Genomic DNA, 25,162 nt, shown 5'->3' on the forward strand with positions numbered 1-25,162 from the left:
CTCAGGGCTGTGGGGTGGCGTGGAGGTGGAAGGCTGCTATCTCCTCCACCCGGGCCAATGAGATGCCGATGTGCTGTTCCACCGCGAGGGGATGGGTCGTGGGCTCCAGTTCGATGTACGGCAACCGCCCTACCTCCCGCGTGTGCACATTCGTTCGCAGGTTCAGTGTCGTTGGCTCGTACCCTGCGATGGTGTTGGAAAGCCAGCCGAAGTAGGGCGGTTCGTTCTCGCGGCCGGTGTGTTCCCAGACGTCGACGGCTCGGGTGAAGTTTTCGCGGCTCAGGGAGACCCACATGCTCCAGGTGAAGGGTTCGCCGGTTTCCCAGACGGGTAGTTCGATCAGGCCGCGGAGGAAGAAGTGTTCGCCGCTGATGACGCAGAGGTCGGCGTCGAGCAGGCAGCCCTCGTCGTCCGCCATCTCCGGGCGCCAGAAGTCCGGTGCCGGTGCGGCGAAGCTGAGCGGTGGGCCGCTGTGCACGGAGCCGCAGGTGCCGCAGACGAACTGGTCGGTGCTCACGGCTGCGAAGCATACGACCGGACGTATAAGTCTTTCCCCGTCCTGCCCGTTACGTCACACCAGGGGTATGCATGTAAAAACACGAAAATAGCTACTTTCCGGTGGTATCTCTGGAGCAAGTCTCGGAGGTGACACCATGAAAGCACCCCTGCCCGACAACGAGATCGAGCGGCTGGCCGCGCTCTACTCGCTCGACATCCTCGACAGCCCGCCGGAGAAGGACTTCGACGACATCGTCGCGCTGGCCGCCGGCGTCTGTGAAGCACCCATGGCGATGGTCAGCCTGGTCGACGCCGACCGGCAGTGGGCCAAGGCCAGGACCGGCGCGGAGCTGGTGGAGACCTCGCGGGACGTCTCCTTCTGCGCGCACGCCATCCTCGGCCGCGACCTGCTGCTGGTGCCGGACACGCGGGAGGACTCCCGGTTCGCCGACAACCCGGCGGTCGCCGCGGCGGACGGGGTTCGCTTCTACGCCGGCGCGCCGCTGATGACCACCGACGGGTTCGCGCTCGGCACGCTCTGCGTCCTCGACACCGAGCCGCGGCGTCTCGACATCGAGCAGCAGCAGGCGCTGCGCGCGCTCGCCCGCCAGGTCACCGCCCAGCTGGAGCTGCGGCGGTACGCCTTCGCACTCGCCAACACCACGGCCCGGCTGCAGGAGCTGGAGCGGCGCAAGGACGACCTGGCCGGACTGGTCGGCGGGGAGCTGCGGTCGTCGCTGCGGCTGATGTCGTCGTACCTGGAGCGGCTCGGTGACACCGGCTTCCACGACATGGAGATGGCGGATCTGGTCGGCCGGGCCACCGCGGCGCACGTGCGCGGGTTCCGTGAGCTGATCGACCACCTGACCTCGATGGCCGACGCCGGTCTCGGCGGGGAAAGCCTGCACATGCGGCAGTGCGACCTGACCCGGGTCACGCAGCGCGCGGTCGAGGCGGTGCGGCCGATCGCGGCCAGCAAGCACATCTGGATCCTCAACCAGGCCGGCGGCCCGTCCCTGCCGATCATCGCCGATCCGGTGCGGCTGGAGCAGGTGCTGACGCATCTGCTGTTCGCCGCGGTGAAGTACACCCCGGAGGGCGGCCGGGTGCGGGTGGGCACGGAGATGGAGTCGGGCCCGACCGTGCGCCTGGACGACATGGACCTGCCGGACGGCATGCGGCCCGAACTGTTCCCGCACCTGTACTACGGCGCGATCGCGAACCCGGCCGACGTGCCCGGACCGGACCGCGGTCTGGCGGTGGCGAAACGGATCCTCGACGCGCATCACGCCACCGTCGCCCTCTCCGACCGCCCCGGTGACGGAACCTCGCTGCATGTGGTCTTCCCTTATGCCGACATGTCGCCCACAGAGATGATTCGAGACCTGGCGATAGCCTGACAAACCGCCGGCCCGCGCCCCGAACGGCTGCACGAACGGGGCACGGGCCGGCGCGCTCACCCGGCACGCACCGAGCCGGAATCCCCGGAACCGCCGGAAAGTGAGCCGAGCGAGTCAACTGATGAGGGCCTGGGCTGCATGGGTACGGCCGGAGGCGCCACCGCCCGCCCCACCGGCAACCCGGCCGACGGGTCCGGCAGGCCGTCCCGCGCAGGCGGCCAGGTATCCACCACCGGCGCCACGGCCGTGCCCGCCGGCACCGGTTCGGCGCCGGAAGTTCGTGGCACGAGCCCGGCCCGGTTGAGCTTGTGCCAGCGCAGCCGGCCACCGGTCAGCGCCGTGGTCGCCGACTGGATCAGCACCAGGTACATCAGCTGCCGGTACGCGAACTGCTGCAACGGCAGGCGCAGCAGTGGCCGGAAGGACTCGCGGTCGAAGCGGAACGCCACCGCCGCCGTGAACATCTGCAGCGCGAGCATGCCAAGCCAGGCGACGACGGTCTCGGTGAGCTCCCAGAACACCAGCCCGTAGATCAGCATGATGTCGACGACCGGTGCGAGCATCGGCAGCGCCACCCCGAACAGCGCGAGGAACGGCAGCCCGACCCGGCCGAACCGGCCCGACGGCCCGGACTCGAACACCGCTCGGCGGTGCTTCCACATCGCCTGCATGGTGCCGTAACTCCAGCGGTACCGCTGGCGGTAGAGCTGCTCCAGTGTGGTCGGCGCCTCGGTCCACGCCTTGGCATGCTCCTCGTAGACGACCCGCCAACCGGCCCGGCACAGCGCCATCGTGACGTCGGTGTCCTCGGCCAGGGTCTCGTCACTCACCCCGCCGACCTCGGCGAGCGCCTCGCGCCGGAACGCCCCGATCGCGCCGGGGACGGTCGGCATGCAGTTCAGGACCTCGTAGAGGCGGCGGTCGAGGTTGAAGCCGATCACGTATTCGATGTGCTGCCACAGCGCGACGATGCTCGTACGATTGCCGACCTTGACGTTGCCGGCGACCGCGCCCACCGACGGGTCGGCGAACGGCTGCACGAGCCGGCGGATCGAGTCCTCCTCGAAGATGGTGTCCCCGTCGACCGTGACGATCAGGTCGTGCCTGGCCAGAGCGACCCCGGTGTTGAGCGCGTTCGGCTTGCCGCCGTTGGGCACCCGGACCACCCGCACGTTCGGCAGGCACAGCCGGTCCACCAGGTCGGCGGTGCCGTCGGTGGAGCCGTCGTCGACCACCACCACCTCGATCTCCGGATGGTCGCCGCAGGCCAGCGACCGGACGGCGGCCTCGATGCCCTCCTTCTCGTTGTAGGCGGGCACGATCACCGACACCGGGTCGGTCACCGGTGGGCCCCAGCTCCAGTCCGGCTTGCGGCGCTGCCGGGCGTGCCGGGTCGCCAGCACGAGCATCAGTACGGTACGCCCGATCGTCAGCAGCCCGACGATCACGAAGAGTGCCGCGATCACGGTGACCATGCCGTCCGCGAGCCGTACCGTCCCGATCAGCGCCAGTCCGCGCCACTCGTCGGCGTGCGGTGCGTCGGGGTTGACCGGCAGTTGCGCGATCGCCTCGGTGCTCTCGGCCCGGTCGCCGCCGGCCGCGGCCTGCTCGGCGATGCCCAGGTTCAGCCCTTCGGTGACCGTGGTGAACCGGTAGCCGCGCTCCTTCATCATCGGGATGAACCGGGCCAGCGCCTCGATCGTCTGCTGCCGGTCACCGCCGGCGTCGTGGAACAGGACGATCGCCGAGCTGTCCCCGGCCGGTGTGGCGTGCTTGATGATCTGGTCGACGCCGGGCCGCTGCCAGTCCTCGCTGTCCAGGTCGTTGACCACGACCAGATAGCCCTGTGCGCCCGCCTCCTTGACGATCTTCCAGTTCAGCTCGTCGATCGCCGCGTTCTTGGACGAGTAGGGGAACCGGGCCAGGTTGGTCCGGATGCCGGTGGCGCGCGCGATGGCCACCTGGTTCTGCGACAGCTCCAGCTCCCGCCGCCACGGGGCGAGCCGCTGCATGTTCGGGTGGGTGAACGTGTGCAGGCCCAGCTCGTTGCCGTCCGCCACGACCTGCTTGGTCAGCTCGGGGTGCCGGGCCACCTGTGACCCGACGACGAAGAAGGTGCCGTGTGCGCCGTTGTCCCGCAGCACCTTGAGCACCTTCGGGGTCCACGCCGGGTCGGGTCCGTCGTCGAAGGTGAGCGCGATGGTGCGCTCCGGCAGCCGGCTGGTGCTCTCCTGCCCGCCGGTGGTGTTGATGACCGGTCCGCCGGCGCGGATCGATATCGGCACCGCGGACTGGTCGCCGACCTCGGTCTGCACGTGGTCGCTCTTGAACTCGGCGTTGATGTACGCCTGCACGACGAGCACGGCGACGAAGAACCCGATCAGCAGGCTGCCGAGCATGACCCGGGGGCGGGGCAGGATGCGCCGCCGGCTCCGTCCCCGGAGACGGACACGGCGAACGGGTGCGCCGGTCACGCGGAGGCCCTGGGGGACGGCGCAGCGGTGTCCGCGGGATCGTCGTCGACCGGCGGCATCGACGGCGTGGAGGTGCCGGCGACGGTCGGCTCGGGCTGTTCCGGACCGTCGACGGCGCTGCCGCCACCGCTGCCGCCCGGTTCGGGCGCCGGGGGTGCCGGCGGAACCGGCGGCACGGGTTCGACCGGGCCCTCGACCGGCGGGGACGTCGTGGTGGGCGTCGGCTCCGGCTTGGTGGTCGACTCGGTGGTCTTCGTCGCGGTCGGCGTGGGCGTCGGCTTCCGGGTCGCCGGCTTCCGGGTGGGCGACGTCACCGGTGTGCCGGTGGACCGCGACGCCGACGGCGAGGTGCGCTGCCGCTGGGCGTCGTCGACCCGGCGCTGCACGGACTCCGCGAGGTAGTGCTGCTGCTGCGGGGTGGTGCTGGGCACCGGTGTGGGGCTGGGCCGCGGCGGTTGCGGCGGCGTGGTGGCCGGGTCCCGGTCCTTCTCCTCGAAGCCGGGCAGCGGCAGCACCGCGCTCGAGTTCACCGGGCCACCGGCCAGGCTGACGCTGAGCAGGCCGCCGTAGGCGACGACGAGGACACCGAAGGCCAACGCGATGCGCCGGAGCAACCGGCTGCGCCGGCCGGTCGAGTCGACGAACACCGGAGCGGGCGCCGAAACGGCGATCACTTCCGTGTCCGGCATGTGGGTATCGGCGGTTGGCGGGTTTTTGGGTTCCTGCGAAGTCACGCGGCGAGCTTAAGAACATTTACCGCGATCTTGGCACGTATCACTCACAAGGGGGACGACCGACCGAACCCCGGAAAAGGGACGAAATGATGAGCCCGGTGATTTGACCCGGTGGGGCGCGTCTGTCCGAGTTACCCGCGCATTTCGCTGAGCTGCGGTGCGGCCCGCGGGCAAAAGACGTTACGTGGAAATCCGCATCAATTTGCTGTCGCATTCCCGACTGCATAATCGAGCATTCTTCGCGAACCGATTAAACCCATAAGACCATTAAGAGGCTAATGTCCGAATCGCTGTGATGCTCGGAGCGACACGCCAATCTTGTCGGGGCACCCGTTGTGCGGGCCATCGGACGTCGTTAAGCTCCTTCTTGCGCGCCCCAATCGCCCGCTTCCCCCGTGGCAGGCGATCGGGGCGCGCCCTTTATGTATGCAGGGGTTTCACTGTCCGATCCGCGTCCGGTCCGCCGGCGACGACAGCCGTGGCGGCCCGGCGAGCGGGCCCGGCCGGTCCGCGAGGCGGCGGGGGCGAGCCGGGTTCCCGGACCTGATCCGTCGTCGTCGATCCGAGGCGCGCTGGGAACGGCGCCGGCCAGGCCGGCGCCGTCGAGGGCTCTTGTGTATCAGGGCGAAATGTGCTTGCGGGATCGCTAGATCCAGCGGCTTCCGAGCCACATCCGGACAGACCAGTCCTCATAGGGCATCAGCTGCCCCACGAAAACCGGATAGAAGTAGGCAAAGCACAGCGCCACCAGCACCACGAATGTCGCCGCCACCACGGTGCCGACCATCTGGCGGTCCGACTTCGCCGACCCGGAGGTCATCCCGCCCGGTGGCGTCATGATCGACCCGAGGACGTACACCACCGCCAGGATCAGGAACGGCAGCGCCGGCATCGCGTAGAAGGCGAACATCGTCCGGCCGTCCGCGACGGCGTAGTAGAACCACGGCAGCAGGCCCGCCGCGGCGCCCGTGAAGATCGCGTACGCGCGCCAGTCCCGCCGCGCGATGCCGAACCAGACGAGCGCGCACAGGGCCGGCAGGAACGACCACCACAGGATCGGCGTACCGAGCAGCAGGATCTCGGCCGCGCAGCTCGGCGCACCGCAGTTGCCGTTGCCGCTCCAGTAGAACGCCACCGGCCGCCCGAGCAGCAGCCACTGCCACGGCCAGGACTGATACGTGTGCTTCTCGGTCAGGCCGCTGTGGAAGTCGTACGCCTGCGTGTGGTAGTGCCACAGGTTCAGCAGCGCACCGATGACCGGCGGCTCGCTGATCCCGTTGTCCGCCCGGTAGTGGCGGAAGTAGCCGGTGTCGGTGACGAACCAGCCGGTCCAGGAGGCCAGGTAGACCAGGATGGTCAGGCCGAAGGTGAGCAGCAGCCAGCCGAGGTCACCGATCAGCCCGGCGACGACCGGGCCGCGGATGCCGGCCGAGCGGCGCGCCTGGATCCGCCAGGCGATCACCAGCCCGGCGAAGAACGGCGCGAAGAACAGCGCGTTCCACTTGACGCCGCAGGCCATGCCGAACGTGATCCCGGAGACCAGCAGCCACCACGGCACGAAGCGTGGGATGGTCGGTGTGGTCGACGGGTCGTAGCCCCGGTCGAGCGCCCTGCGCCAGCTGCGCCGGTAGTGGTCCCGGTCGAGCACCATCGCCGCGAAGGTCATCAGGATGAACAGCCCGATGAAGATGTCGAGCAGCGAGGTGCGGGACAGCACCAGCTGGAAGCCGTCCAGCGTCATCAGCAGGCCGGCGGCACCGGCAAGCACGATCGAGTGGAACAGCCGGAACGCCACCCGGATCAGGATGAGGACCATCAGGGTGCCGGCCAGCGCGGTGGAGAACCGCCAGCCCAGCTCGTTGTTGCCGAAGATCTGCTCACCGAACGCGATCAGCCACTTGCCGAGTGGTGGGTGCACCACGTACGCGGGACCGTTCGTCTTCTCGTCCCACTCGACACCGTGCTGCAGCATGTCCCAGGCGTCGGTCGGGTAGTACACCTCGTCGAAGATGTACCCCTTCGGATTGCTGACGCCCGCGAACCGCAGGATCGCCGCCACCGTCACGATGACCGCGGTCACTATCCACGAGTAGGGGTTGAAGCGCTCGTCCAGCGTCGACAGGCGTCGCCGGACGAGGTCGGTCACTCCACGCAGGCCGGGGGACGACTCCGCTGTGGTGGGGGAGTCCGCGGTGGTGGGGTCAGTCTCAGCTGTCGCCGCCGTCGTCACTCCGCGATCGTAGGGGGTAAGCCTAGGAAGTGATGCCCACCATCGCCGGGTTCTGTCATGTGGTGGACTTTTCGGGTGGTTGACGAAGGACGGGTCGTTCTGGCGGGTGCGCCGCTGGGCAACATCGGAGACGCATCGACGCGCTTGCGTGAGGTGCTGGCATCGGCGGACGTGATCGCGGCGGAGGACACTCGCCGGCTGCATCGGCTCGCGCGTGACCTGGGGGTGACGGTGCGCGGCCGGATCGTCTCCTACTTCGAGGGGAACGACGAACGCCGTACCCCTGAATTGGTCGAGGCTCTCGAAGCCGGCGCCGTGGTCGCCGTGGTGACCGACGGCGGCATGCCCAGCGTCTCCGACCCCGGCTTCCGCCTCGTCCGCGCCGCGCTGGACGCCGGCTTCCCGGTGACCGCGGCGCCCGGCCCCAGTGCGGTGACCACCGCACTGGCCCTCTCCGGCCTGCCCAGCGACCGCTTCGTCTTCGAGGGATTCCTGCCGCGTTCCGGCTCGGGACGCCGCGGCCGCCTGCGCGAACTCGCCGCTGAACCGCGCACGCTGGTGCTCTTCGAGGCGCCGCACCGGATCGCCGGTGCGCTGGAGGACCTGGCGGCGATCTTCGGCGCGGACCGGCCGGCCGCGGTCTGCCGGGAGCTGACCAAGACCTACGAGGAGGTGCGCCGGGGCGGGCTGGGCGAACTGGCCGCCTGGGCCGCCGCCGGCGATCCGCGCGGCGAGATCACCCTGGTGGTGGGCGGTGCGCCGGCCGGTCCCGCGGAACGGCCGGGCGACGACGAGCTGCGCGAGGCGGTGGCGCGGCGCGAGGCGGCGGGCGCCTCACGCCGGGACGCGATCCAGGCGGTCGCCGACGAGTACGGGCTGAAGAAGCGCGACGTGTACACGCTGGTGCACAGCTGATCAGTACGCCGCTATCAGAAAGCCGCCGAGCAGCAGGAGCGGGCCGGCGAACCCGGCGATCACGGCGCGCTTGCGGGTGCGGCGGTTTCCCAGCCGACGCGCGCCGGTTGCTTCGGTTATGCCGTACCCGCACACCAGCACCAGCAGGAAGCCGAGCACCCAGCGCAGGTGCATGAGCGGTCCGGCGGGCGCGGTGTAGGCCTGTCCGCTGCCGGGGCTGACCATCCGCGCCGGTGAGATCGCGCCGGCCTGGCGGCCCTCGCCGGAGACGCCGAGCAGTGTCACCCGGGCCACGCTGAACTGGCCGTCCGAGGTGGCGAACCGTCCGGTGCAGCGCTGGGTCAGCCCGTCGCCGCGGCAGTGGGTGGTCGTCGCGTACCCCCGGTCGCCGTGACCCACCGCCAGCCAGAACGGCTCCGCGCTGACCCAGCCGAAGAACGCCGCCAGCAGGCTCAGCGCGACCAGGGCCACCAGTGCGCCGGCCGGGTTGCGCGCGGGGGGTCTGCGTCGCCGGCCGGGGCGTCGGTCCGGCTGGGCGGCGGCTCTCGCGGCGCGTTCCTCCTCGCTCAGCCAGAACGGGTGGTTCTCCATCCGCTCCCGGCGGGCGTCGGCATGCGGGGTGAGGGCCACGGTGGGCCGGTTCCGCGCTTCCGTCTCGACGCTCTGCAACTCGCTCGGTGTGGCCAGCCGGGAGCCCTCGGCGGGGGTGTTCTCCGGTGGCTCCCCTTCGGTCTCGCCGCGCCACCACGGCGTGTCGGGGTCGGCGAACGTCCACGGGTTGCCCTCGTTGCGAGGTGTTTCCCCTGGTTGCGGCGAGTCTCCGGTCACCCGCCCATTCAACGACGGACCCGTCCGCCGAGCCCGCCAATGATCGGGCGTGTCGGGACAAATCGGCATACCGGCGCGCGCGGTGGCAATCCGTTCGCGGCGCACCGGAGGAGGTCACTACGCTGGGACACCATGAGTCACGTTCTCGCCGCGGTCGCCTGGCCCTACGCCAACGGCCCGCGCCACATCGGTCACGTTTCCGGCTTCGGGGTCCCTTCCGACGTTTTCAGCCGGTACATGCGGATGGCCGGCCACGACGTGCTCATGGTGTCCGGGACCGACGAGCACGGCACGCCGATCCAGGTGCAGGCCGACGCGGACGGGGTGACCCCGCGTGAGCTCGCCGACCGGTACAACCGGGTGATCGTGGAGGACCTGCACGGGCTCGGGTTGTCGTACGACCTGTTCACCCGGACCACCACCCGCAACCACTACGCCGTGGTGCAGCAGCTGTTCGAGGGGCTGCACAGCAACGGTTACATCGTGGCGCGGACGACGCTGGGCGCCATCTCGCCGTCGACCGGCCGCACCCTGCCGGACCGCTACATCGAGGGCACCTGCCCGATCTGCGGTTATGAGGGCGCGCGCGGCGACCAGTGCGACAACTGCGGCAACCAGCTCGACCCGGAGCAGCTGATCAACCCGCGCTCCCGGATCAACGGGGAGACGCCGCAGTTCGTCGAGACCGAGCACTTCTTCCTGGACCTGCCGGCCTTCGCCGAGGCGATCGGTCACTGGCTCGACGCCCGGGAGAACTGGCGGCCCAACGTCCTGAAGTTCTCCCGCAACCTGCTTGACGACCTGCAGCCGCGGGCGATCACCCGTGACCTCGAGTGGGGCGTGCCGATCCCGCTGGACGGCTGGCGCGACCGCGCCGACAAGCGCATCTACGTCTGGTTCGACGCGGTCATCGGCTACCTCTCGGCCTCGATTGAGTGGGCCCGGCGCACCGGCGACCCGGACGCGTGGCGGCAGTGGTGGTCGGCGGACGCGCAGGGCAAGGACGCGTCCGGCTACTACTTCATGGGCAAGGACAACATCGTCTTCCACTCGGTGATCTGGCCGGCGCTGCTGCTCGGCTACTCCGGTGAGGGCGACAAGGGCGGCGAGGCCGGCGAACTGGGCAAGCTGAACCTGCCCACCGAGGTGGTCTCGAGTGAGTACCTGACGATGGAGGGCAAGAAGTTCTCCTCGTCGCGGCGCGTGGTCATCTACGTCCGCGACTTCCTGGAGCGCTACGACGCCGACGCCCTGCGCTACTTCATCGCCGCGGCCGGCCCGGAGTCCAACGACACCGACTTCACCTGGGCCGAGTTCGTCCGGCGCAACAACGACGAGCTGGTGGCCGGCTGGGGCAACCTGGTCAACCGATCGGTCTCGATGGCGGCGAAGAACTTCGGCCAGATCCCGGCGGCCGGCGAGCTGACCGCCGAGGACGAGGCGCTTCTCGCGGTCGCGAAAGCCGGATTCGGTACGGTCGGCGAGCTGCTCGGCAAGCACCGGCAGAAGGCGGCGATCGGCGAGGCGATGCGAGTGGTCGCCGAGGCGAACAAGTACCTGTCCGAGCAGGCGCCGTGGAAGCTCAAGTCCGAGGAGGACAGGCCGCGCCAGGCGACCGTCCTGCACGTCGCGCTCCAGGTGGTCAGCGACGCCAACACGCTGCTCACCCCGTTCCTGCCGCACTCCGCGCAGAAGGTGTTCGAGCTGCTCGGCGGCGAGGGCGTGCACGCGCCGATGCCGGAGATCGTCGAGGTCGAGGACCTGGACGGCGGCCCCGGCTACCCGGTCCTGATGGGCGACTACACCGGCGGCGCCCGGTGGCGGTCGGTCCCGCTGGTGGCGGGCACCCCGCTGGCCGCACCGAAGCCGGTCTTCCGCAAGCTCGACCCGTCGGTGATCGAGGAGGAGCTCGCGCGGCTCACCGAGAGTTCATAAACGGGATTGATCAAAGTCACGGTGATCCGATACCGTTACGCCGCCACGGGGGGACGTGGGCGTTTCATCGGTACGGATACGTCTCGACGTAACCACGGTGCGTGACGCCCGCCCGTCCTTCGTGTGGATCAAACCCCTCGAAGGAGTTCCTGTGAAGCCACGCCTTTCGCGTCCCCTGGTGACGGCCATCGTCGCCGGCGCGCTGGTTGCAGGCGGTGCGGTCGTCACGTCGCCGGTCCAGGCCGCCGTGCCGGCCGCAGTGCCCGCCGCGACCGAGGAGCCGACGACTCCCACGGGCGAGCCGACCACCACGGCCCCGACCACTCCCACCGGTGAGCCGACCACGACGGCCCCGACCACGCCGACCGGTGAGCCGACGACCACCGCGCCGACGACCCCCACGGGCGAGCCGACCACGACGGCCCCGACGACGCCGACCGGTGAGCCGACGACCACCGGGCCGACGACCCCGACCGGTGAGCCGACCACCACGGCGCCCACCAACGAGGCGCCGACCGGTTCGTTCCGGCTCAGCCCGACGGCGATCTGGCTCGGCCAGAAGGTGACCTTCGGCCAGGCCGCGAGCGAGTTCGACGACGACACGACCGACAACAGCGAGATCACCCGGGTCGTGGACTGGGGTGACGGCACCACCACCACGCTGGGCGCCACCGAGTACGTCTTCACCAAGCTGTACGGGCGTACCGGCACGTTCAACGTCACCGTGACCCTGACCGACAAGGACGGCAAGGCGGCAACCCTCGCGCCGAAGGCCGTCTCGGTCACCAGCCCGGCCGGTGGCTACTACCTGAACAAGAAGTCGGTCTACCAGGGTGTGCCGTTCTCGGTGAACGTCACTAAGGTTCCGGCCGGCACGAAGAACATCCTGATCGACTGGTCCGACGGCTGGGTCGGCCAGTACGCCGCCCGTACCGGCGCGATCACCGACTACATCCTGTTCAAGTACGTGAACGGCAAGCCGACCTCCACCAAGATCAGCGGTGTGCGGACGATCCGTATCGCGTTCATCAACGCGAACGGCGCCAGCGTCTGGCTGAACGCCGGCAACATCAACGTGGTCAAGGACAGCTGGAAGCCGAAGCTGACGGTCACCAAGCCCAAGAGCGCCAACAAGGTCAGCTCCTGGAAGACCATCAAGGGCACCGTGTCCGACCAGGGCGGCGGCCTCGACGAGCCGTACGTGTGGGCCACCGTGGTCCGCGCCACCACCACCGGCAAGCTCTACTGCCTGACCCCGCAGAAGAAGTGGAAGCGGTTCACCACCGACTACCAGTACGGCGTCTACTGCTGGAACAAGGGCGTCCGGCTCAAGGTGACCAAGGGCAAGTGGTCGCTGAAGCTGCCGGCCGGCCTGACCAAGGGCCGCATCCACGTCGAGGTGTGGACCTGGGACACGGCCGTGAACTACGGCTACAAGATCCGCGAGGCGAACCTGACTCGCGCCTGAGCGACCTGATGTACAAGTAGGGGCCGGCGGATGCCGGCCCCTTCTTGCGTTCTCAGAGCTGGTAAGCGAGATCCGCGATGTGGTGATCCGCGAGCTCACCGACCGGCGCCCACACCTCGTACACCCCGCGCTCGTAACAGCGCGCCCCGGTCAGGTTGATCGAGTCGACGTCAGGGCGGAGCAGCCGCAGCCGGGCCCAGCTCTCGTCCCGTTGCAGCACCCAGCACGGCACCCGCCGCCACAGCGCCTGCTCGGCCCGCCGGCTCAGCGTCTCCACCGGATAGCGGGCGGCCCGGGTCAGCGCCCGCACCCGGAACTCGCCGGGCGGGTCGGCGACCGCCTCGTACTCCTTGCCGTTGATCAGGCCGACGAGCTTCGCGGTGCTGCTCGTCGTGCACGGCACGTACTCGCGGTCCGGGCTCACCCCGGGGATCTCGCCGAGCAGCCCCCGCCAGCGCGGCCCCGCCAACCGCAGCCAGCCGTTCTGCTCCGGCTGGTACGAGTACAGGATCACCTCTTCACCGCCCGGCATGTGCGCCAGCAGCTGCGCGTTCGCCGCCAGCGGCAGGTCGGCGAACGCGGTAGTGATGTACTCCGGGATCAGGTCGTCGGTGCTCGGCGTGAAGCCGGTACCGAGCACCATCGCGCCGATCCGCGAGTGCGCCGGCAGCGCGGCCAGCCCCGGCTGCGCGGGATTCGCCGGCACCTCGTAGTCCTGCGGGTCGGTGGCCCGCCACCGCAGCGCGAACGCGACGTTCTCGTCGGCGGCACCGTCGGCGCGCAGCAGCGTCAACTGTTCCGGTTCGCGCAGGTGGGCGATGTCGCAGGACCGGTAGCAGAAGCCGTACGGCAGCCAGCCGCCGAGATGCCCGGCCACCTGGGCCGCGGAGAGTACTTTCGTCATCCGGGTGCCGCGCTTGACCGCGGCCGTGGCCCGGATCCGGCGCAGCTCGGCATCGTCCCGATAGCCCGCGGACTGAGCCATCAGCTGAACCTGTGGCCAACTGAGGTCGCGCCGCAGAGGAGCCATCAGGGGCGGGTCGAGCGGATCGGTCCCGAGCTCACTGTCCTCACCGGTCACGGTCACGCGGCGCAACTTAAGTGATGGTGGTGGATACCGGATGAACGGGCGGTTACCGAAAAATGCGACGTGCACAATGTCTCACATGCCATCACCATCGGAATCGCGCCGTTCGAAGAGCTCCCGCCGCTCCGGGGAGTTCCCGCCGGCGCCCGAGCCGCTCGCCGTGCCGGTCTTCGACAGCCACACCCACCTCGACCTGACCGTGCAGGAGGCCGGCGTGCCCGGTGACGGCGCCGGCGACCCGATCGAAGCCCTGATCACCGCGGCGGCGAAGAGCGGCGTGGACCGGCTGGTTCAGGTGGGGGTGGACGTCGCCTCCTCGCGCTGGGGTGCCGAACTCGCCGCGCGGCACGAGTCGGTGCTGGCGGCGGTCGCGCTGCACCCCAACGAGGCGCCGCGGCTCTCCGATCTGGACAGCGCTCTGCGCGAGATCGAGGAGCTCGCCGCGCACCCCCGCGTTCGCGGCGTCGGCGAGACCGGGCTGGACACCTTCCGCACCGGCGACGAGGGCCGGGCCGCCCAGGAGGAGAGCTTCCGGGCGCACATCGCCATCGCGAAGAGGTACGGCAAGGCGCTGATCATCCACGACCGCGACGCACACGACGACGTGCTGCGGGTGCTCGACGCGGAGGGCGCACCGGACACTGTGGTGCTGCACTGCTTCTCGGGTGACGCCGAGTTCGCGGCCGAGTGCGTCCGCCGCGGTTACCACCTGAGTTTCGCCGGCACCGTCACGTTCGCCAGCGCGGCCAACCTGCGCGAGGCGGCGGCGATCACCCCGCCGGAGCAGATGATGGTCGAGACGGACGCGCCGTACCTGACGCCGATGCCGCACCGCGGCCGGCCGAACGCGTCGTACCTGATTCCGCTGACTGTCCGGGCGCTCGCCCAGGCCCGCGGGGTCGACGTGGACGAGCTCTGCGCCACCATCTCCGCGAACGGCGACCGGGTCTTCGGTTCCTGGCGCTGACCTGGCGCCTAGTCCAGCTCCACCCAGGCGGCCACGCCCAGCTCGCGGCTGAGCCGCTCCAACTGGGTCGCGAACGCGGTCGGTGCGGCGTGCAGCGGGCCGCGCGAGACCATCCGCACCGCCCAGCGGTGACCCGGCGCGATGTTGTAGATCCGCGTGACCAGCAGCGAGCCGCGCGGATCGGGCTCCACGGAGGTCACCCCGCGGTACCACCACTCGCCCTCCTGGGTCACCGAGCGGGCGGTGTGGTCGACGCGTACCGTGAGCTTGCTGCCGTCGTGCACCACCACGAACTCGTCACCGTCGGACTCCTCGATCGGCCCGTCGGTGGCGAGCGGCGAACGGCCACCCGGCCGCACGTCCAGCAGCACCCCGGCCACCACGTCCGGAGCCGCCTCCACCACGCCGCGCAGCACCAGCAACTCGGTCATGCCGTGCCTCCCCCGTCATACCTGACCCCATTCCTACCCGGCGGCGTCCAGCGGGGACAGCCCCTGGATCTAGGCTTCGGGGATGGCTGACGCACTCCTCGGCCCGGCGGAGATCCGGGAACTCGCCGCGCGCCTCGGTGTCGCGCCGACCAAGAAGCTCGGCCAGAACTTCCTGCACGACCCGAACACCATCCGGCGGATCGTGGCGGCGGCCGGGCTGCGTGCGGACGACGTCGCCCTGGAGGTGGGCCCCGGTCTCGGTTCGCTCACGCTCGGGCTGGTCGGGGCGGTTCGGCACGTACACGCTGTGGAGATCGACCGGGCACTGGCCGCAGCCCTGCCGGAGACCGTCACCGCGCCGCACCTCACCGTGCACCCGGCGGACGCGCTCAGGGTGACCGGCGACCGCTTCGACCCGGCGCCGACCATGCTGGTCGCGAACCTCCCCTACAACGTGGCGGTACCGGTCGTGCTGCACCTGCTCGCCGAGCTGCCCACCCTGCGCGGCGGCCTGGTGATGGTGCAGAAGGAGGTCGCCGACCGGCTCACCGCGGGTCCGGGCTCGAAGGTGTACGGCGTGCCGTCGGTCAAGCTGGCCTGGTACGCCGACGCCAAGCCGGCGGGAAAGGTGCCACCCGCGGTGTTCTGGCCAGTGCCCAACGTGGATTCCGGCCTGGTCGCCTTCACCCGCCGCGAACCGCCGGCGGGTGCCGATCGCGCCGCGGTGTTCGCGGTCGTCGACGCGGCGTTCGCGCAGCGGCGCAAGACGCTGCGGGCCGCGCTGGCCGGTTGGGCGGGCGGCCCGGACCGGGCCGAGCAGGTGCTGCGAGCGGCGGGCATCAGCCCGCAGGCAAGGGGTGAGTCGCTCACCGTGGGCGAGTTCGCCGCGATCGCGGCACAGGCAAAACTGTCGGGGTACGGCGGTAAGCTCAGCCCGTCCGACGCGGAGCCCCAGGAGGTGGACTCATGACAGCCGAACCGCACGGTCAGGTCATGTGGTCGCCCGATCCGATCAGGCAGCGCCTGGCCAACTACACGATCGAGGACGTTCGCGACCTCCCCGACGACGCTCCTCGCGTCGAGCTCTCAGATGGAGTCATGATCGTGGTCCCCTCCCCGACCTATGATCACCAGGACATTGCTGGTCTGTTGTGGGTCTGGCTTCGCAAGAACGCGCCGGAGGCGTTTCGGGCCAGCATGGCGACCGGCGTCGCGGTCTCGCTCGACACAACCCTCGAGCCGGATGTGCTTCTCGTGGACGCGGATGTCGCGGGCTCCCGCCACTACACCATCGCTGACAAGACCACGCTCGTTGTCGAGGTCGTCGCACCAGGCACGAGGAAGCGAGACCGATTCAACCAGCCGGGAGTATTCGCGGCGGCGGGGATTCCGCACTACTGGCGGATCGAGCAGAATCCGGTGCACGTCTATGCCTACGACCTGGTGAACGAAAGATATGAGCTGGTCGCCGACTCGGACACGGAGCTGGTGTTGAGCAGGCCGTTCGAGATCGTGCTGCCGATCGGGGACATCGCTCCGTGACCGAGGCCTGGGGACCGGACGACGACGAGCCGCGCCCGCACCACGGCCCGGTGAAGGTGCGTGTGCCGGCCAAGATCAATCTGCATCTGGGTGTCGGGCCGCTGCGCCCGGACGGCTATCACGAGCTGAACACCGTCTATCACGCGATCAGCCTCTTCGACGAGCTCACCGCCCGCCGCGGCGACACCCTCACGCTCACCATGGAGGGTGAGGGCACCGGCGAGCTGGCCCTCGACGAGACCAACCTGATCATCCGGGCCGCCCGGGCGCTCGCCGCCCGCGGGCGCGTCCCGGCCTACGCGCGCCTGCACCTGCGCAAGTCGATCCCGCTCGCCGGCGGGCTGGCCGGCGGCAGCGCCGACGCGGCCGCCACCCTGATCGCCTGCGACATGCTCTGGGGCCTCGGCATGTCCCGCGACGAGCTCGCCGAGGTGGGTGCCGAGCTCGGCTCCGACATCCCGTTCCTGCTGCACGGCGGCACCGCCCTCGGCACCGGCCACGGCGAGGCGGTCAGCCCCATCCTGGCCCGCCCCACTGCCTGGCACTGGGTCGTGGCAATCGCCGACGGCGGCCTCTCCACCCCCGCCGTCTACCGCGAACTCGACACCCTGCGCGCCAGCTCCTGGCCCCCCGCCCCACTGGGTGGCCCCGACCAGCTGATGGCCGCCCTACGCCAGCGCGACCCCGAGGTGCTCGGCGCCGCCCTCGGCAACGACCTGCAGGCCGCCGCCCTCTCACTGCGCCCCCAACTCGCGGACGTCCTGAAAGCCGGCCACGAGGCGGGCGCCATCACCGGCATCGTCTCCGGCTCCGGCCCCACCTGCGTCTTCCTCACCGCCGACGCCCCACACGCCCAACGCGTCGCCGCCGGCCTCAACACCGCCGGCGTCTGCCGAGCAGCCATCACCGCCCGCGGCCCCCAACCAGGAGCCCGAGTCATCTCACCCTGACCCTCCACCCGCCCTCACCGACGCCCCGTGTGGAGTTGAGGCGCGGAGCGGGGCCGTTTTCCACACGCTGTCCGAGAGCGGCTTTCGTGTGGAGTTGGGGTGTGGAGCGGGGCCGATTTCCACACGCTGGCTGGGAGTGGGTTTCGTGTGGAGTGGGGGCGAACTCCACACGGGTGGTTGCCGGGCGTGGGGGTGGGGTGGGGCGCGGGTAACCTAGGGGCATCGTGGCCAATATCATCAACCTGGACCGGGTCAACAAGGGTTACGGCGCCGCCGGTCAGTTGCTTACCGACGTTTCGCTTGGGCTGGATGACGATGCCCGGATCGGGATTGTCGGGCTCAACGGAGCCGGCAAGAGCACGCTTCTGCGATTGCTCGCCAAGAGTGAGGAGCCTGACTCGGGGCGGGTCACGCATCGGCGTGATCTGCGGGTCGCCGCTCTTCCGCAGAGTCTGGCTCTGGCGGCTGAGGCAACCGTGCGGGACGTCGTGCTGGGGACCGCCTGGCTCGCCGAGGGCATGGGTGCCGAGCACGAGTGGGCCGGTGACGCCGGTGTCCGGACGATTCTGAACGGTCTGGGCATGGGCTACCTCGGGCTGGACACCCCGGTCGGGCCGATGTCCGGTGGGGAGCGGCGGCGGGTCGCGCTTGCCGCTCTGCTGGTTCGGGAGAGTGATCTGCTGATCCTCGACGAGCCCACCAACCACCTCGACGTGGCCGGCGTGGACTGGCTGGCCAAGCACCTGCTGACCCGGCGCGGCGCGCTCGTCGTGGTCACCCACGACCGCTGGTTCCTCGACGCCGTCTGCACCATGACCTGGGAGGTCGTGGACGAGGAGGTGCACACCTACGAGGGTGGTTACGCCGCCTGGATCCTGGCCCGGGCGGAGCGGCAGCGGGTTGCCGCCGCCGTCGAGGCGCGGCGGCAGAACCTGCTTCGTAAGGAGATCGCCTGGCTGCGCCGGGGGCCGCCGGCGCGGACCTCGAAGCCGAAGTTCCGGATCGACGCGGCCAACGAGCTGATCGCCGACGTGCCGCCGGTCCGGGACACCGTCAGCCTGCAGCGGCTGGCCACCACGCGGCTCGGTAAGCAGGTGTACGACCTGGAGCAGGTCGCGCTGAACGCCGGGCCGAAATCGATCTTCAAGGGGCTGACCTGGCAGGTCGGGCCGGGTGACCGGATCGCGATCCTGGGTGCCAACGGCGCCGGCAAGACCACCCTGCTGCGCCTGCTGGCCGGTGTCACGAAGCCGGACGGCGGCCGCCTGGTCACCGGTTCGACGGTGCGGCCGGCGTTCCTGTCGCAGGAGCTGAAGGAACTGCCCGGCCATCTGCGCCTGCTGGAGGCCGTCGAGGAGGTCGCCAAGCGGGTCAAACTCGGCGACCGGGAGCTCTCCGCCGGTCAGCTCGCCGAGGTGTTCGGGTTCACCGACAAGCGGATCTGGACGCCGGTCAGCGACCTCTCCGGCGGTGAGCGGCGCCGGCTGCAGATGCTGCGCCTGCTCGCCACCGAGCCGAACGTGCTGCTCCTGGACGAGCCGACCAACGACCTGGACACCGACACCCTGGCCTCGCTGGAGGATCTGCTCGACTCGTGGCCGGGCACCATGGTCGTCGCGAGCCACGACCGGTACCTGGTCGAGCGGGTCACCGACACGGCGTACGGGATGTTCGGCGACGGTCGTCTCGTGCACCTGCCCGGTGGCATCGACGAGTATCTGGCTCGCGTCGAGGGTCCGAGTGCTTTGGGCGTACCCTCCAAAGGTTTTGAAGCGACGCAGAGCGCGCCCGGCCTCTCCGCGGGTGAGTTGCGGCAGGCTCGCAAGGATCTTGCCCGGCTGGAGCGGCAGATGGACAAGCTCGGCGAGCGAGAGGCCAAGATCAACGAGAGTCTGGCGCAGCACGGGAGCGACTACGACAAGCTGATCGAGCTGGAGGCGCAGCTCAAGGCGGTCCAGGCGGAGCGGGCGCAGACCGAGGAGGCCTGGCTGGAGCTCGCGGAGCAGGTGCCGGAAAACTGATCCGGGGGGTGTGCCTGCGCCAGTTGTCGGGGATACGCGAGAATCGGACCGAAGACACCTGACCTTGGAGACGGACAGCATGGCGCACAACCCGGTCAACCACCCCCTGCGGCCGATCTACCGCGTCGTCGGTTTCATCACCGGCGGGTATTTGGTGGCCTTCGGCATCCTGGGCCTGATCCAGACGGCCGGTGAGCCGTTCGCCAACGAGACCGGCATCCGGGTGCTCGGCCAGGAGACCAACATGCTCTGGTCGATCATCACGCTGGTCGTGGGCGGGCTCGTCCTGCTCGGCACCGTGGTCGGCCGCAACCTCGACGTGGCGATCGACAAGTACCTGGGCTGGACCCTGCTGGTCCTGGGCAGCTACTCGCTGGCGACCATCCGGACCGACGCGAACTTCTTCGGTGCGAGCGTCTCCACGGTGGTCGTGACGTATCTCGCCGGGCTGCTGCTGATCACGATCAGCCTGTACAGCAAGGTCGTCCCGGCGTCGCAGGCCGGCTCGCCGCGCCAGGTGCGCGAGGGCCGCACCGCCTGATCCGCCCGACCGTCGCCGGGTCCCTCAGCGGACCCGGCGGGTCAGCAGGCCCGGCTTGGTCTCCAGATGCGAGAGGCCGTTCCAGGCCAGGTTCACCAGGTGCGCGGCGACCATCTCCTTCTTCGGCTTCTGCGCCTCCTGCCACCACTGGCCGACCAGAGCCACCATCCCCACCAGCGCCTGTGAGTAGAGCTCGGCGAACTTCGGGTCGATGCCCCGGCTCTTGAACTCGGCGCCCAGGATGTGCTCGACCTGATGCGCGACATCGCTCATCACGCTGGAGAAGTTGCCACCCGCGGAGAGCACCGGCGACTCGCGGACCAGGACCCGGAAGCCGTGCGGCTCCTGCTCGATGTAGTCGAGAAGCGCCAGCGCCGCCTGTTCCAGCAGTTCCCGTGGATGACCGGCGGTCAGCGCCGTGGCGATCCGGTCGAGCAGCGCCCGCACCTCCCGGTCCACGACCACGGCGTAGAGACCCTCCTTGCCGCCGAAGTGCTCGTAGACGACCGGTTTGGACACCTTGGCCCGGGCCGCGACCTCCTCGACGCTGGTCGCGTCGAAGCCGCGCTCGGCGAACAGTTGCCGTCCGATGCTGATCAGCTGCTCGCGCCGTTGTGCGGCCGACATCCGTACCCGTGGCGTTCTGGACTCCCCGTGTTCCGTCACCCGCCCACGATAGGGTTCGTCCACTTATCGTGGTCGGGCGGCGGGACGCTAGGCTGTCTCCAGCAACTGTCGGCCGTGGTGTAATTGGCAACACCCTAGGTTTTGGTCCTAGTTTTCCGGGTTCGAGTCCTGGCGGCCGAGCAACTTCTGTGCACATGCCCGTTGGCTGTGGGCGGCGACAAGGAATGCCGCCCGCGGATGCCACTGCAAACGATGGAGTTGCCGCGTGAGCCAGGCCCCCAGCCGTACCGTTGTCGTCCTCGCCGCCGGTGAGGGCAAGCGGATGAAGTCCTCGACGCCCAAGGTTCTGCAGCCGCTGCTCGGCCGCACCCTGCTCGGGCACGTGCTCGCCGTCGCCGCGGACATCCACTCGGACCGCACCCTGGTCGTCGTCGGTCACAAGGCCGACGAGGTGGGTGCGTTCCTGGCCGAGGCCGCGCCGGACGCCACGCCGGTCCTGCAGGCTGAGCAGAACGGGACGGGTCACGCCGTCCGGATCGCGCTGGAGGCCGCGCCGGAGCTGACCGGCACGGTCGTGGTGCTCAGCGGTGACGTGCCGCTGCTGCGCGCGGAGACGGTGGAGGCGCTGCTGGCGGCGCACGAGCGGGCCGGTGCCGCGGCCACCGTGCTGAGCGCCGAGGTGGCCGAGCCGGGCGGGCTGGGCCGGATCGTCCGGGACACCGCCGGCAACCTGGAGCGCATCGTCGAGGCGAAGGACGCGTCGCCGGCGGAGCTCGCCCTCCGTGAGATCAACTCCGGGATCTACGCGTTCGACGCGGTGCTGCTGCGCGAGGCGCTCGGCAAGGTGTCCACCGACAACGCGCAGGGCGAGGAGTACCTGACCGACGTGTTCGGCATCCTCGCGTCGCAGGGGCACCCGGTCGCGATCGAGGTGGCCGAGTTCGCGTACGAGACGCTCGGCTGCAACGACCGTGCCGAGCTCGCCCAGCTCCGGGTGCTGATGCGCGATCGGGTGAACGGCGCCTGGATGCGGTCCGGCGTGCTGCTGCTCGACCCGGCGACGACGTGGATCGACGTGACGGTGACGCTGGAGCCCGACGCGGTCGTGGAGCAGAACTGCCGGCTGTCCGGGGCGACGACGGTGGCCCGCGACGCGGTGATCGGCCCGGACACCACGCTGATCGACACCACTGTCTCGGCCGGCGCCTCGGTGATCCGGACTCACTCGATCGGTGCGCAGATCGGTCCGGAGGCGACGGTCGGCCCGTTCTCCTTCCTGCGGCCGGGCACCAGGCTGGCCCGCAAGTCGAAGGTCGGCGGGTTCGTCGAGGCCAAGAACGCCGAGCTGGGTGAGGGCGCGAAGGTGCCGCACCTGTCCTACGTGGGTGACGCGACGATCGGGGCGAAGGCCAACATCGGCGCCGGCACGATCTTCGCCAACTACGACGGTGTCCGGAAGAGTCACACGACCGTGGGCGAGGCCGCGTTCGTCGGCTCGGACACCGTGCTGATCGCCCCGGTCGAGGTGGGCCCGGGGGCCTACGTCGCCGCCGGCAGCGCCATCGCCAAGGACGTGCCCTCCGGCGACCTAGGTGTCACCCGCGCCCAGCAGCGCAACGTCGAGGGCTGGACGGCTCGCAAGCGTCCCGGGACGGTTTCCGCGGAGGCCGCCGCCAAGTATGCGGATAACACTTCTGAGCAGGGTTGATCCAGCGGGGGTGAGCCATCCCACCTGACGGCCTGGAAACGTGGCGGTTACGTGGCCGACAGGGATACTTCACTCCGAACCCACCCCCCTAATCAAACGGGAGCAGCGAGTCGATGGGCAGCATCGTCGCCGAGAACCGTAAGAGTCTGATGCTCTTTTCCGGCCGGGGTTTCCCGGAACTCGCGGAGGAGATCGGCCAGGTGCTCGGTGTGGCGCCGACACCGTCGGACTCGTATGAGTTCGCCAACGGTGAGATCTTCGTCCGGTTCCGTGACTCGGTCCGTGGGTCGGACGCGTTCGTGGTGCAGTCGGTCACCGAAGGGGTGAACCGCTGGGTCATGGAGACGCTGATCATGATCGACGCGCTGAAGCGCGGCTCGGCCAAGCGGATCACGGTCGTCCTGCCGTTCTATCCGTATTCGCGGCAGGACAAGAAGCACCGTGGCCGCGAGCCGATCTCCGCCCGGCTGGTCGCTGACCTGCTGAAGACCGCCGGTGCGAACCGGATCCTCACCGTCGACCTGCACACCGCGCAGATCCAGGGCTTCTTCGACGGCCCGGTGGACCACCTGTTCGCGATGGACATTCTCGCGGACTACGTGCAGCGCAAGTTCGCCGGCCGCCCGATGACCGTGGTGGCGCCGGACTCCGGCCGGGTGCGGGTGGCCGAGCGGTGGACGGACCGGCTGGGCGGCTGCCCGCTGGCGTTCATCCACAAGACCCGCGACCCGCTGAAGCCGAACCAGGTGGTGGCGAACCGCGTGGTCGGTGAGGTCGAGGGTCGGGTGTGCCTGATCGTCGACGACATGATCGACACTGGTGGGACGATCACCAAGGCCGCGGACATCCTCTTCCAGGAGGGCGCGGCCGATGTGATCGTGGCCTCCACCCACGCGCTGCTCTCCGACCCGGCGACCGAGCGGCTGAAGAACAGCCGGATCAGCGAGCTGGTGGTGACGAACACACTGCCGCTCTCCCCGGAGAAGCGGCTGGACAAGATCACTGTGTTGTCGATCGCGCCGCTGCTGGCCCGCGCGATCCGTGAGGTGTTCGACGACGGCTCGGTGACCACTTTGTTCGGTGGACTCAGCTGACTGGTGTTTCCGCTGTGGTGCAAGTTGCATCCGAGGGGTGGATTTTTCGCGGACGCCGACAGCCCTGCCGGACCCGCTGACCGGTGCACGATCGTGGCAGGTAAGCTAGTGCGGTTGCCACGGCGAGGGTGCCTCGTGGGCTGTTGAGATTCGCAGTCCGCTCGAGGCGCCGTCATCGACGCGGTGCTCCGGGCCTGTGCCCAGCGCGCCCCCTTGCCCGGCAGCGCCACACATCACCGCAGCACTGCCGGATACCGCAGCCGCAGACTTAGACGCAGCCCGCATCGAAGAGTTTCAGGAGTTTCCCCGTGTCCGAGGTAAAGATCAGCGCCGAGCCCCGCACCGAGTTCGGCAAGGGTGGTGCCCGCCGCACGCGCCGGGCCGGTTTGGTGCCAGCCGTGCTGTACGGCCACGGCGAGAAGCCGCAGCACATCGCGCTGCCGGCCCGTGAGTTCGCAGCCGCCATCCGCCACGGCGGGCTGAACCAGGTCTTCACGATCGACATCGCCGGTAACGCGGCCGCCACCCTGGCGCTGCCGAAGGCGATCCAGCGCGACCCGATCAAGGACACGTTCGAGCACGTGGACCTGCTGATCGTGAAGCGTGGCGAGAAGGTCCAGGTCGACGTCCCGGTGACGCTGACCGGTGAGGCCGCCAAGAACACCCTGATCGTGCACGAGTCGAACACCGTCGCGGTGATCGCCGACGCCCTGCACCTGCCGTCCGAGGTCGAGGTTTCGATCGAGGGCCTGGAGGCCGGCTCGCACATCACCGCCGGCGACGTGAAGCTGCCGCGTGGCGTCGAGCTCGCCGTGGACGCCGAGACCGTCCTCGCGATCGTGAACGCGGCGCAGACCGTCTCGCCGGCCGACGACGAGGCTGCCGAGGGCGAGACCGCCACCGAGGGCGACAGCGCCGCGGAGTAAGTCTGACGCGCAGCAGCGGTAGACCAGAGCATCAGGGAAAGTGCCGGCCGGCACTTTCCCTGATTGTGTATGCGGGAGGCGGAGGTTTTGAGCGACGAGGCACCCTGGCTGGTGGTCGGCCTGGGAAATCCGGGCCGGGAGTACTCCGGCAACCGGCACAACGTGGGCTTTCTGGTGGCCGACCTGCTGGCCTCCCGCATCGGGGGCAAATTCGGCCGGGCGAAGCGCGCTCAGGGTGACGCGGCGGAGGGGCGGCTGGGGTACGGCGGCCCCCGGCTCATCCTGCTGAAACCGCTGACCTATATGAACCTGTCGGGCGCGCCGGTGGTGGCGTTGTCACAGTTCTTCAAAGTTCCCGTGGCGAATGTGATCGCGGTGCATGATGAGCTGGATGTGCCGTTCGGACAGGTTCGGGCGAAACGTGGCGGAGGCGAGGGCGGGCACAACGGGCTTCGTTCGATGTCGAAGTCGCTCGCGAGCAAGGAGTACGCGCGGGTGCGCTTCGGGATCGGGCGGCCGCCGGGCCGGCAGGACCCGGCCGACTACGTGCTCTCCGACTTCTCCGCGGCGGAGCGCAAGGAGCTGGACTTCCTGGTGGATCGGGCAGCCGACGTTGCGGAGGCGATAGTCCTCGAAGGCGTGGAGTGGGCGCAGAACAAATACCACGGGAGTTGATCTCCGGAGGGCAGAACAGGGAATCCGTTTGGGTCCTTTTGTCCGCCTAGCGGTCCCGTGACGCGCTCGCCGTCCGTCCGTTGGTCACTCGGACGCGCACAAATCGGGTGC

22 protein-coding genes and 1 tRNA gene are annotated in these 25,162 nt (G+C 69.7%); 15 read left to right on the forward strand and 8 right to left on the reverse strand.

Annotated features, from left to right (window positions below):
* Position 1: 1 nt before the first annotated feature.
* Positions 2 to 517, reverse strand: a complete 516-nt coding sequence (locus tag AB0M02_RS01625) for a DUF2199 domain-containing protein (RefSeq protein ID WP_364219763.1) — start codon at positions 515 to 517, stop codon at positions 2 to 4.
* 136 nt (positions 518 to 653) lie between these two features.
* Between AB0M02_RS01625 and AB0M02_RS01630 the strand changes: the two genes are divergently transcribed.
* Positions 654 to 1,898 carry a GAF domain-containing sensor histidine kinase gene (locus AB0M02_RS01630; protein WP_364219765.1) on the forward strand — a complete coding sequence of 415 codons (1,245 nt, stop codon included), beginning with the start codon at positions 654 to 656 and terminating at the stop codon, positions 1,896 to 1,898.
* A gap of 56 nt (positions 1,899 to 1,954) precedes the next feature.
* Here the strand turns inward: AB0M02_RS01630 and AB0M02_RS01635 are convergent, their stop codons facing one another.
* The 3 genes from AB0M02_RS01635 to AB0M02_RS01645 all read right to left on the reverse strand — a co-directional run bounded on the left by AB0M02_RS01635 (position 1,955) and on the right by AB0M02_RS01645 (position 7,336).
* Positions 1,955 to 4,297 carry a bifunctional polysaccharide deacetylase/glycosyltransferase family 2 protein gene (locus AB0M02_RS01635; protein WP_364222464.1) on the reverse strand — a complete coding sequence of 781 codons (2,343 nt, stop codon included), beginning with the start codon at positions 4,295 to 4,297 and terminating at the stop codon, positions 1,955 to 1,957.
* 71 nt (positions 4,298 to 4,368) lie between these two features.
* On the reverse strand, positions 4,369 to 5,061 hold the full coding sequence (locus tag AB0M02_RS01640; protein ID WP_364219768.1) for a hypothetical protein: 693 nt from the start codon (positions 5,059 to 5,061) through the stop codon (positions 4,369 to 4,371).
* A 691-nt stretch (positions 5,062 to 5,752) separates the two neighbouring features.
* On the reverse strand, positions 5,753 to 7,336 hold the full coding sequence (locus tag AB0M02_RS01645) for a glycosyltransferase family 39 protein (RefSeq protein ID WP_364219771.1): 1,584 nt from the start codon (positions 7,334 to 7,336) through the stop codon (positions 5,753 to 5,755).
* Positions 7,337 to 7,393: 57 nt separating this feature from the next.
* Here AB0M02_RS01645 and rsmI point away from each other — a divergent pair, with 57 nt between their 5' ends.
* Complete coding sequence (rsmI, locus tag AB0M02_RS01650) at positions 7,394 to 8,251, forward strand: 16S rRNA (cytidine(1402)-2'-O)-methyltransferase (protein WP_364219774.1); 858 nt, start codon at positions 7,394 to 7,396, stop codon at positions 8,249 to 8,251.
* On the opposite strand, the gene AB0M02_RS01655 is transcribed toward rsmI, so the two are convergent.
* Positions 8,252 to 9,079 (reverse strand): hypothetical protein, encoded by an 828-nt coding sequence (locus AB0M02_RS01655; RefSeq protein ID WP_364219776.1) that lies wholly within the window; start codon positions 9,077 to 9,079, stop codon positions 8,252 to 8,254.
* Between the two features lie 132 nt (positions 9,080 to 9,211).
* On the opposite strand from AB0M02_RS01655, the gene metG reads away from it, so the two are divergent.
* A complete protein-coding gene (metG, locus tag AB0M02_RS01660) occupies positions 9,212 to 11,014 on the forward strand; it encodes a methionine--tRNA ligase (protein WP_364219779.1) in 1,803 nt (600 codons plus the stop codon).
* Between the two features lie 151 nt (positions 11,015 to 11,165).
* Positions 11,166 to 12,482 (forward strand): hypothetical protein, encoded by a 1,317-nt coding sequence (locus AB0M02_RS01665; RefSeq protein WP_364219787.1) that lies wholly within the window; start codon positions 11,166 to 11,168, stop codon positions 12,480 to 12,482.
* Positions 12,483 to 12,534: 52 nt separating this feature from the next.
* Here AB0M02_RS01665 and AB0M02_RS01670 read toward each other — a convergent pair whose 3' ends face one another.
* A complete protein-coding gene (locus AB0M02_RS01670; protein ID WP_364219790.1) occupies positions 12,535 to 13,569 on the reverse strand; it encodes a hypothetical protein in 1,035 nt (344 codons plus the stop codon).
* A gap of 79 nt (positions 13,570 to 13,648) precedes the next feature.
* On the opposite strand from AB0M02_RS01670, the gene AB0M02_RS01675 reads away from it, so the two are divergent.
* Complete coding sequence (locus AB0M02_RS01675) at positions 13,649 to 14,536, forward strand: TatD family hydrolase (RefSeq protein ID WP_364219793.1); 888 nt, start codon at positions 13,649 to 13,651, stop codon at positions 14,534 to 14,536.
* A gap of 8 nt (positions 14,537 to 14,544) precedes the next feature.
* Here AB0M02_RS01675 and AB0M02_RS01680 read toward each other — a convergent pair whose 3' ends face one another.
* A complete protein-coding gene (locus AB0M02_RS01680; RefSeq protein WP_364219796.1) occupies positions 14,545 to 14,967 on the reverse strand; it encodes a hypothetical protein in 423 nt (140 codons plus the stop codon).
* A gap of 82 nt (positions 14,968 to 15,049) precedes the next feature.
* Between AB0M02_RS01680 and rsmA the strand changes: the two genes are divergently transcribed.
* The 5 genes from rsmA (at position 15,050) to AB0M02_RS01705 (ending at position 20,021) form a co-directional block, all read left to right on the forward strand.
* A complete protein-coding gene (gene rsmA, locus AB0M02_RS01685; RefSeq protein WP_364219799.1) occupies positions 15,050 to 15,937 on the forward strand; it encodes a 16S rRNA (adenine(1518)-N(6)/adenine(1519)-N(6))-dimethyltransferase RsmA in 888 nt (295 codons plus the stop codon).
* Positions 15,934 to 16,509, forward strand: a complete 576-nt coding sequence (locus AB0M02_RS01690) for a Uma2 family endonuclease (protein ID WP_364219802.1) — start codon at positions 15,934 to 15,936, stop codon at positions 16,507 to 16,509. The genes rsmA and AB0M02_RS01690 overlap by 4 nt, the downstream gene beginning before the upstream one ends.
* Positions 16,506 to 17,459, forward strand: coding sequence for a 4-(cytidine 5'-diphospho)-2-C-methyl-D-erythritol kinase (locus AB0M02_RS01695; protein ID WP_364219805.1), 954 nt, complete (start codon positions 16,506 to 16,508; stop codon positions 17,457 to 17,459). Before AB0M02_RS01690 ends, AB0M02_RS01695 begins: the two co-directional genes overlap by 4 nt.
* Before the next feature lie 224 nt (positions 17,460 to 17,683).
* Positions 17,684 to 19,480 (forward strand): ABC-F family ATP-binding cassette domain-containing protein, encoded by a 1,797-nt coding sequence (locus AB0M02_RS01700; protein ID WP_364219808.1) that lies wholly within the window; start codon positions 17,684 to 17,686, stop codon positions 19,478 to 19,480.
* Positions 19,481 to 19,559: 79 nt separating this feature from the next.
* On the forward strand, positions 19,560 to 20,021 hold the full coding sequence (locus AB0M02_RS01705; protein ID WP_364222466.1) for a DUF4383 domain-containing protein: 462 nt from the start codon (positions 19,560 to 19,562) through the stop codon (positions 20,019 to 20,021).
* Positions 20,022 to 20,045: 24 nt separating this feature from the next.
* Here AB0M02_RS01705 and AB0M02_RS01710 read toward each other — a convergent pair whose 3' ends face one another.
* Positions 20,046 to 20,648, reverse strand: coding sequence for a TetR/AcrR family transcriptional regulator (locus AB0M02_RS01710; RefSeq protein WP_364222469.1), 603 nt, complete (start codon positions 20,646 to 20,648; stop codon positions 20,046 to 20,048).
* A gap of 108 nt (positions 20,649 to 20,756) precedes the next feature.
* Between AB0M02_RS01710 and AB0M02_RS01715 the strand changes: the two genes are divergently transcribed.
* The 5 genes from AB0M02_RS01715 to pth all read left to right on the forward strand — a co-directional run bounded on the left by AB0M02_RS01715 (position 20,757) and on the right by pth (position 25,051).
* A tRNA-Gln gene (locus AB0M02_RS01715) sits at positions 20,757 to 20,828 on the forward strand.
* An 85-nt stretch (positions 20,829 to 20,913) separates the two neighbouring features.
* Positions 20,914 to 22,356 carry a bifunctional UDP-N-acetylglucosamine diphosphorylase/glucosamine-1-phosphate N-acetyltransferase GlmU gene (glmU, locus tag AB0M02_RS01720; RefSeq protein ID WP_364219811.1) on the forward strand — a complete coding sequence of 481 codons (1,443 nt, stop codon included), beginning with the start codon at positions 20,914 to 20,916 and terminating at the stop codon, positions 22,354 to 22,356.
* Positions 22,357 to 22,469: 113 nt separating this feature from the next.
* On the forward strand, positions 22,470 to 23,450 hold the full coding sequence (locus AB0M02_RS01725) for a ribose-phosphate diphosphokinase (protein WP_364219813.1): 981 nt from the start codon (positions 22,470 to 22,472) through the stop codon (positions 23,448 to 23,450).
* Positions 23,451 to 23,758: 308 nt separating this feature from the next.
* Complete coding sequence (locus AB0M02_RS01730; RefSeq protein ID WP_364219816.1) at positions 23,759 to 24,376, forward strand: 50S ribosomal protein L25/general stress protein Ctc; 618 nt, start codon at positions 23,759 to 23,761, stop codon at positions 24,374 to 24,376.
* A gap of 69 nt (positions 24,377 to 24,445) precedes the next feature.
* Positions 24,446 to 25,051: an aminoacyl-tRNA hydrolase gene (pth, locus tag AB0M02_RS01735; protein ID WP_364219819.1), complete on the forward strand. Its 606-nt coding sequence runs from the start codon at positions 24,446 to 24,448 to the stop codon at positions 25,049 to 25,051.
* Positions 25,052 to 25,162 lie beyond the last annotated feature (111 nt).

Origin of the sequence: Actinoplanes sp. NPDC051861 (assembly GCF_040681145.1) — a bacterium.
GTDB lineage: Bacteria > Actinomycetota > Actinomycetes > Mycobacteriales > Micromonosporaceae > Actinoplanes.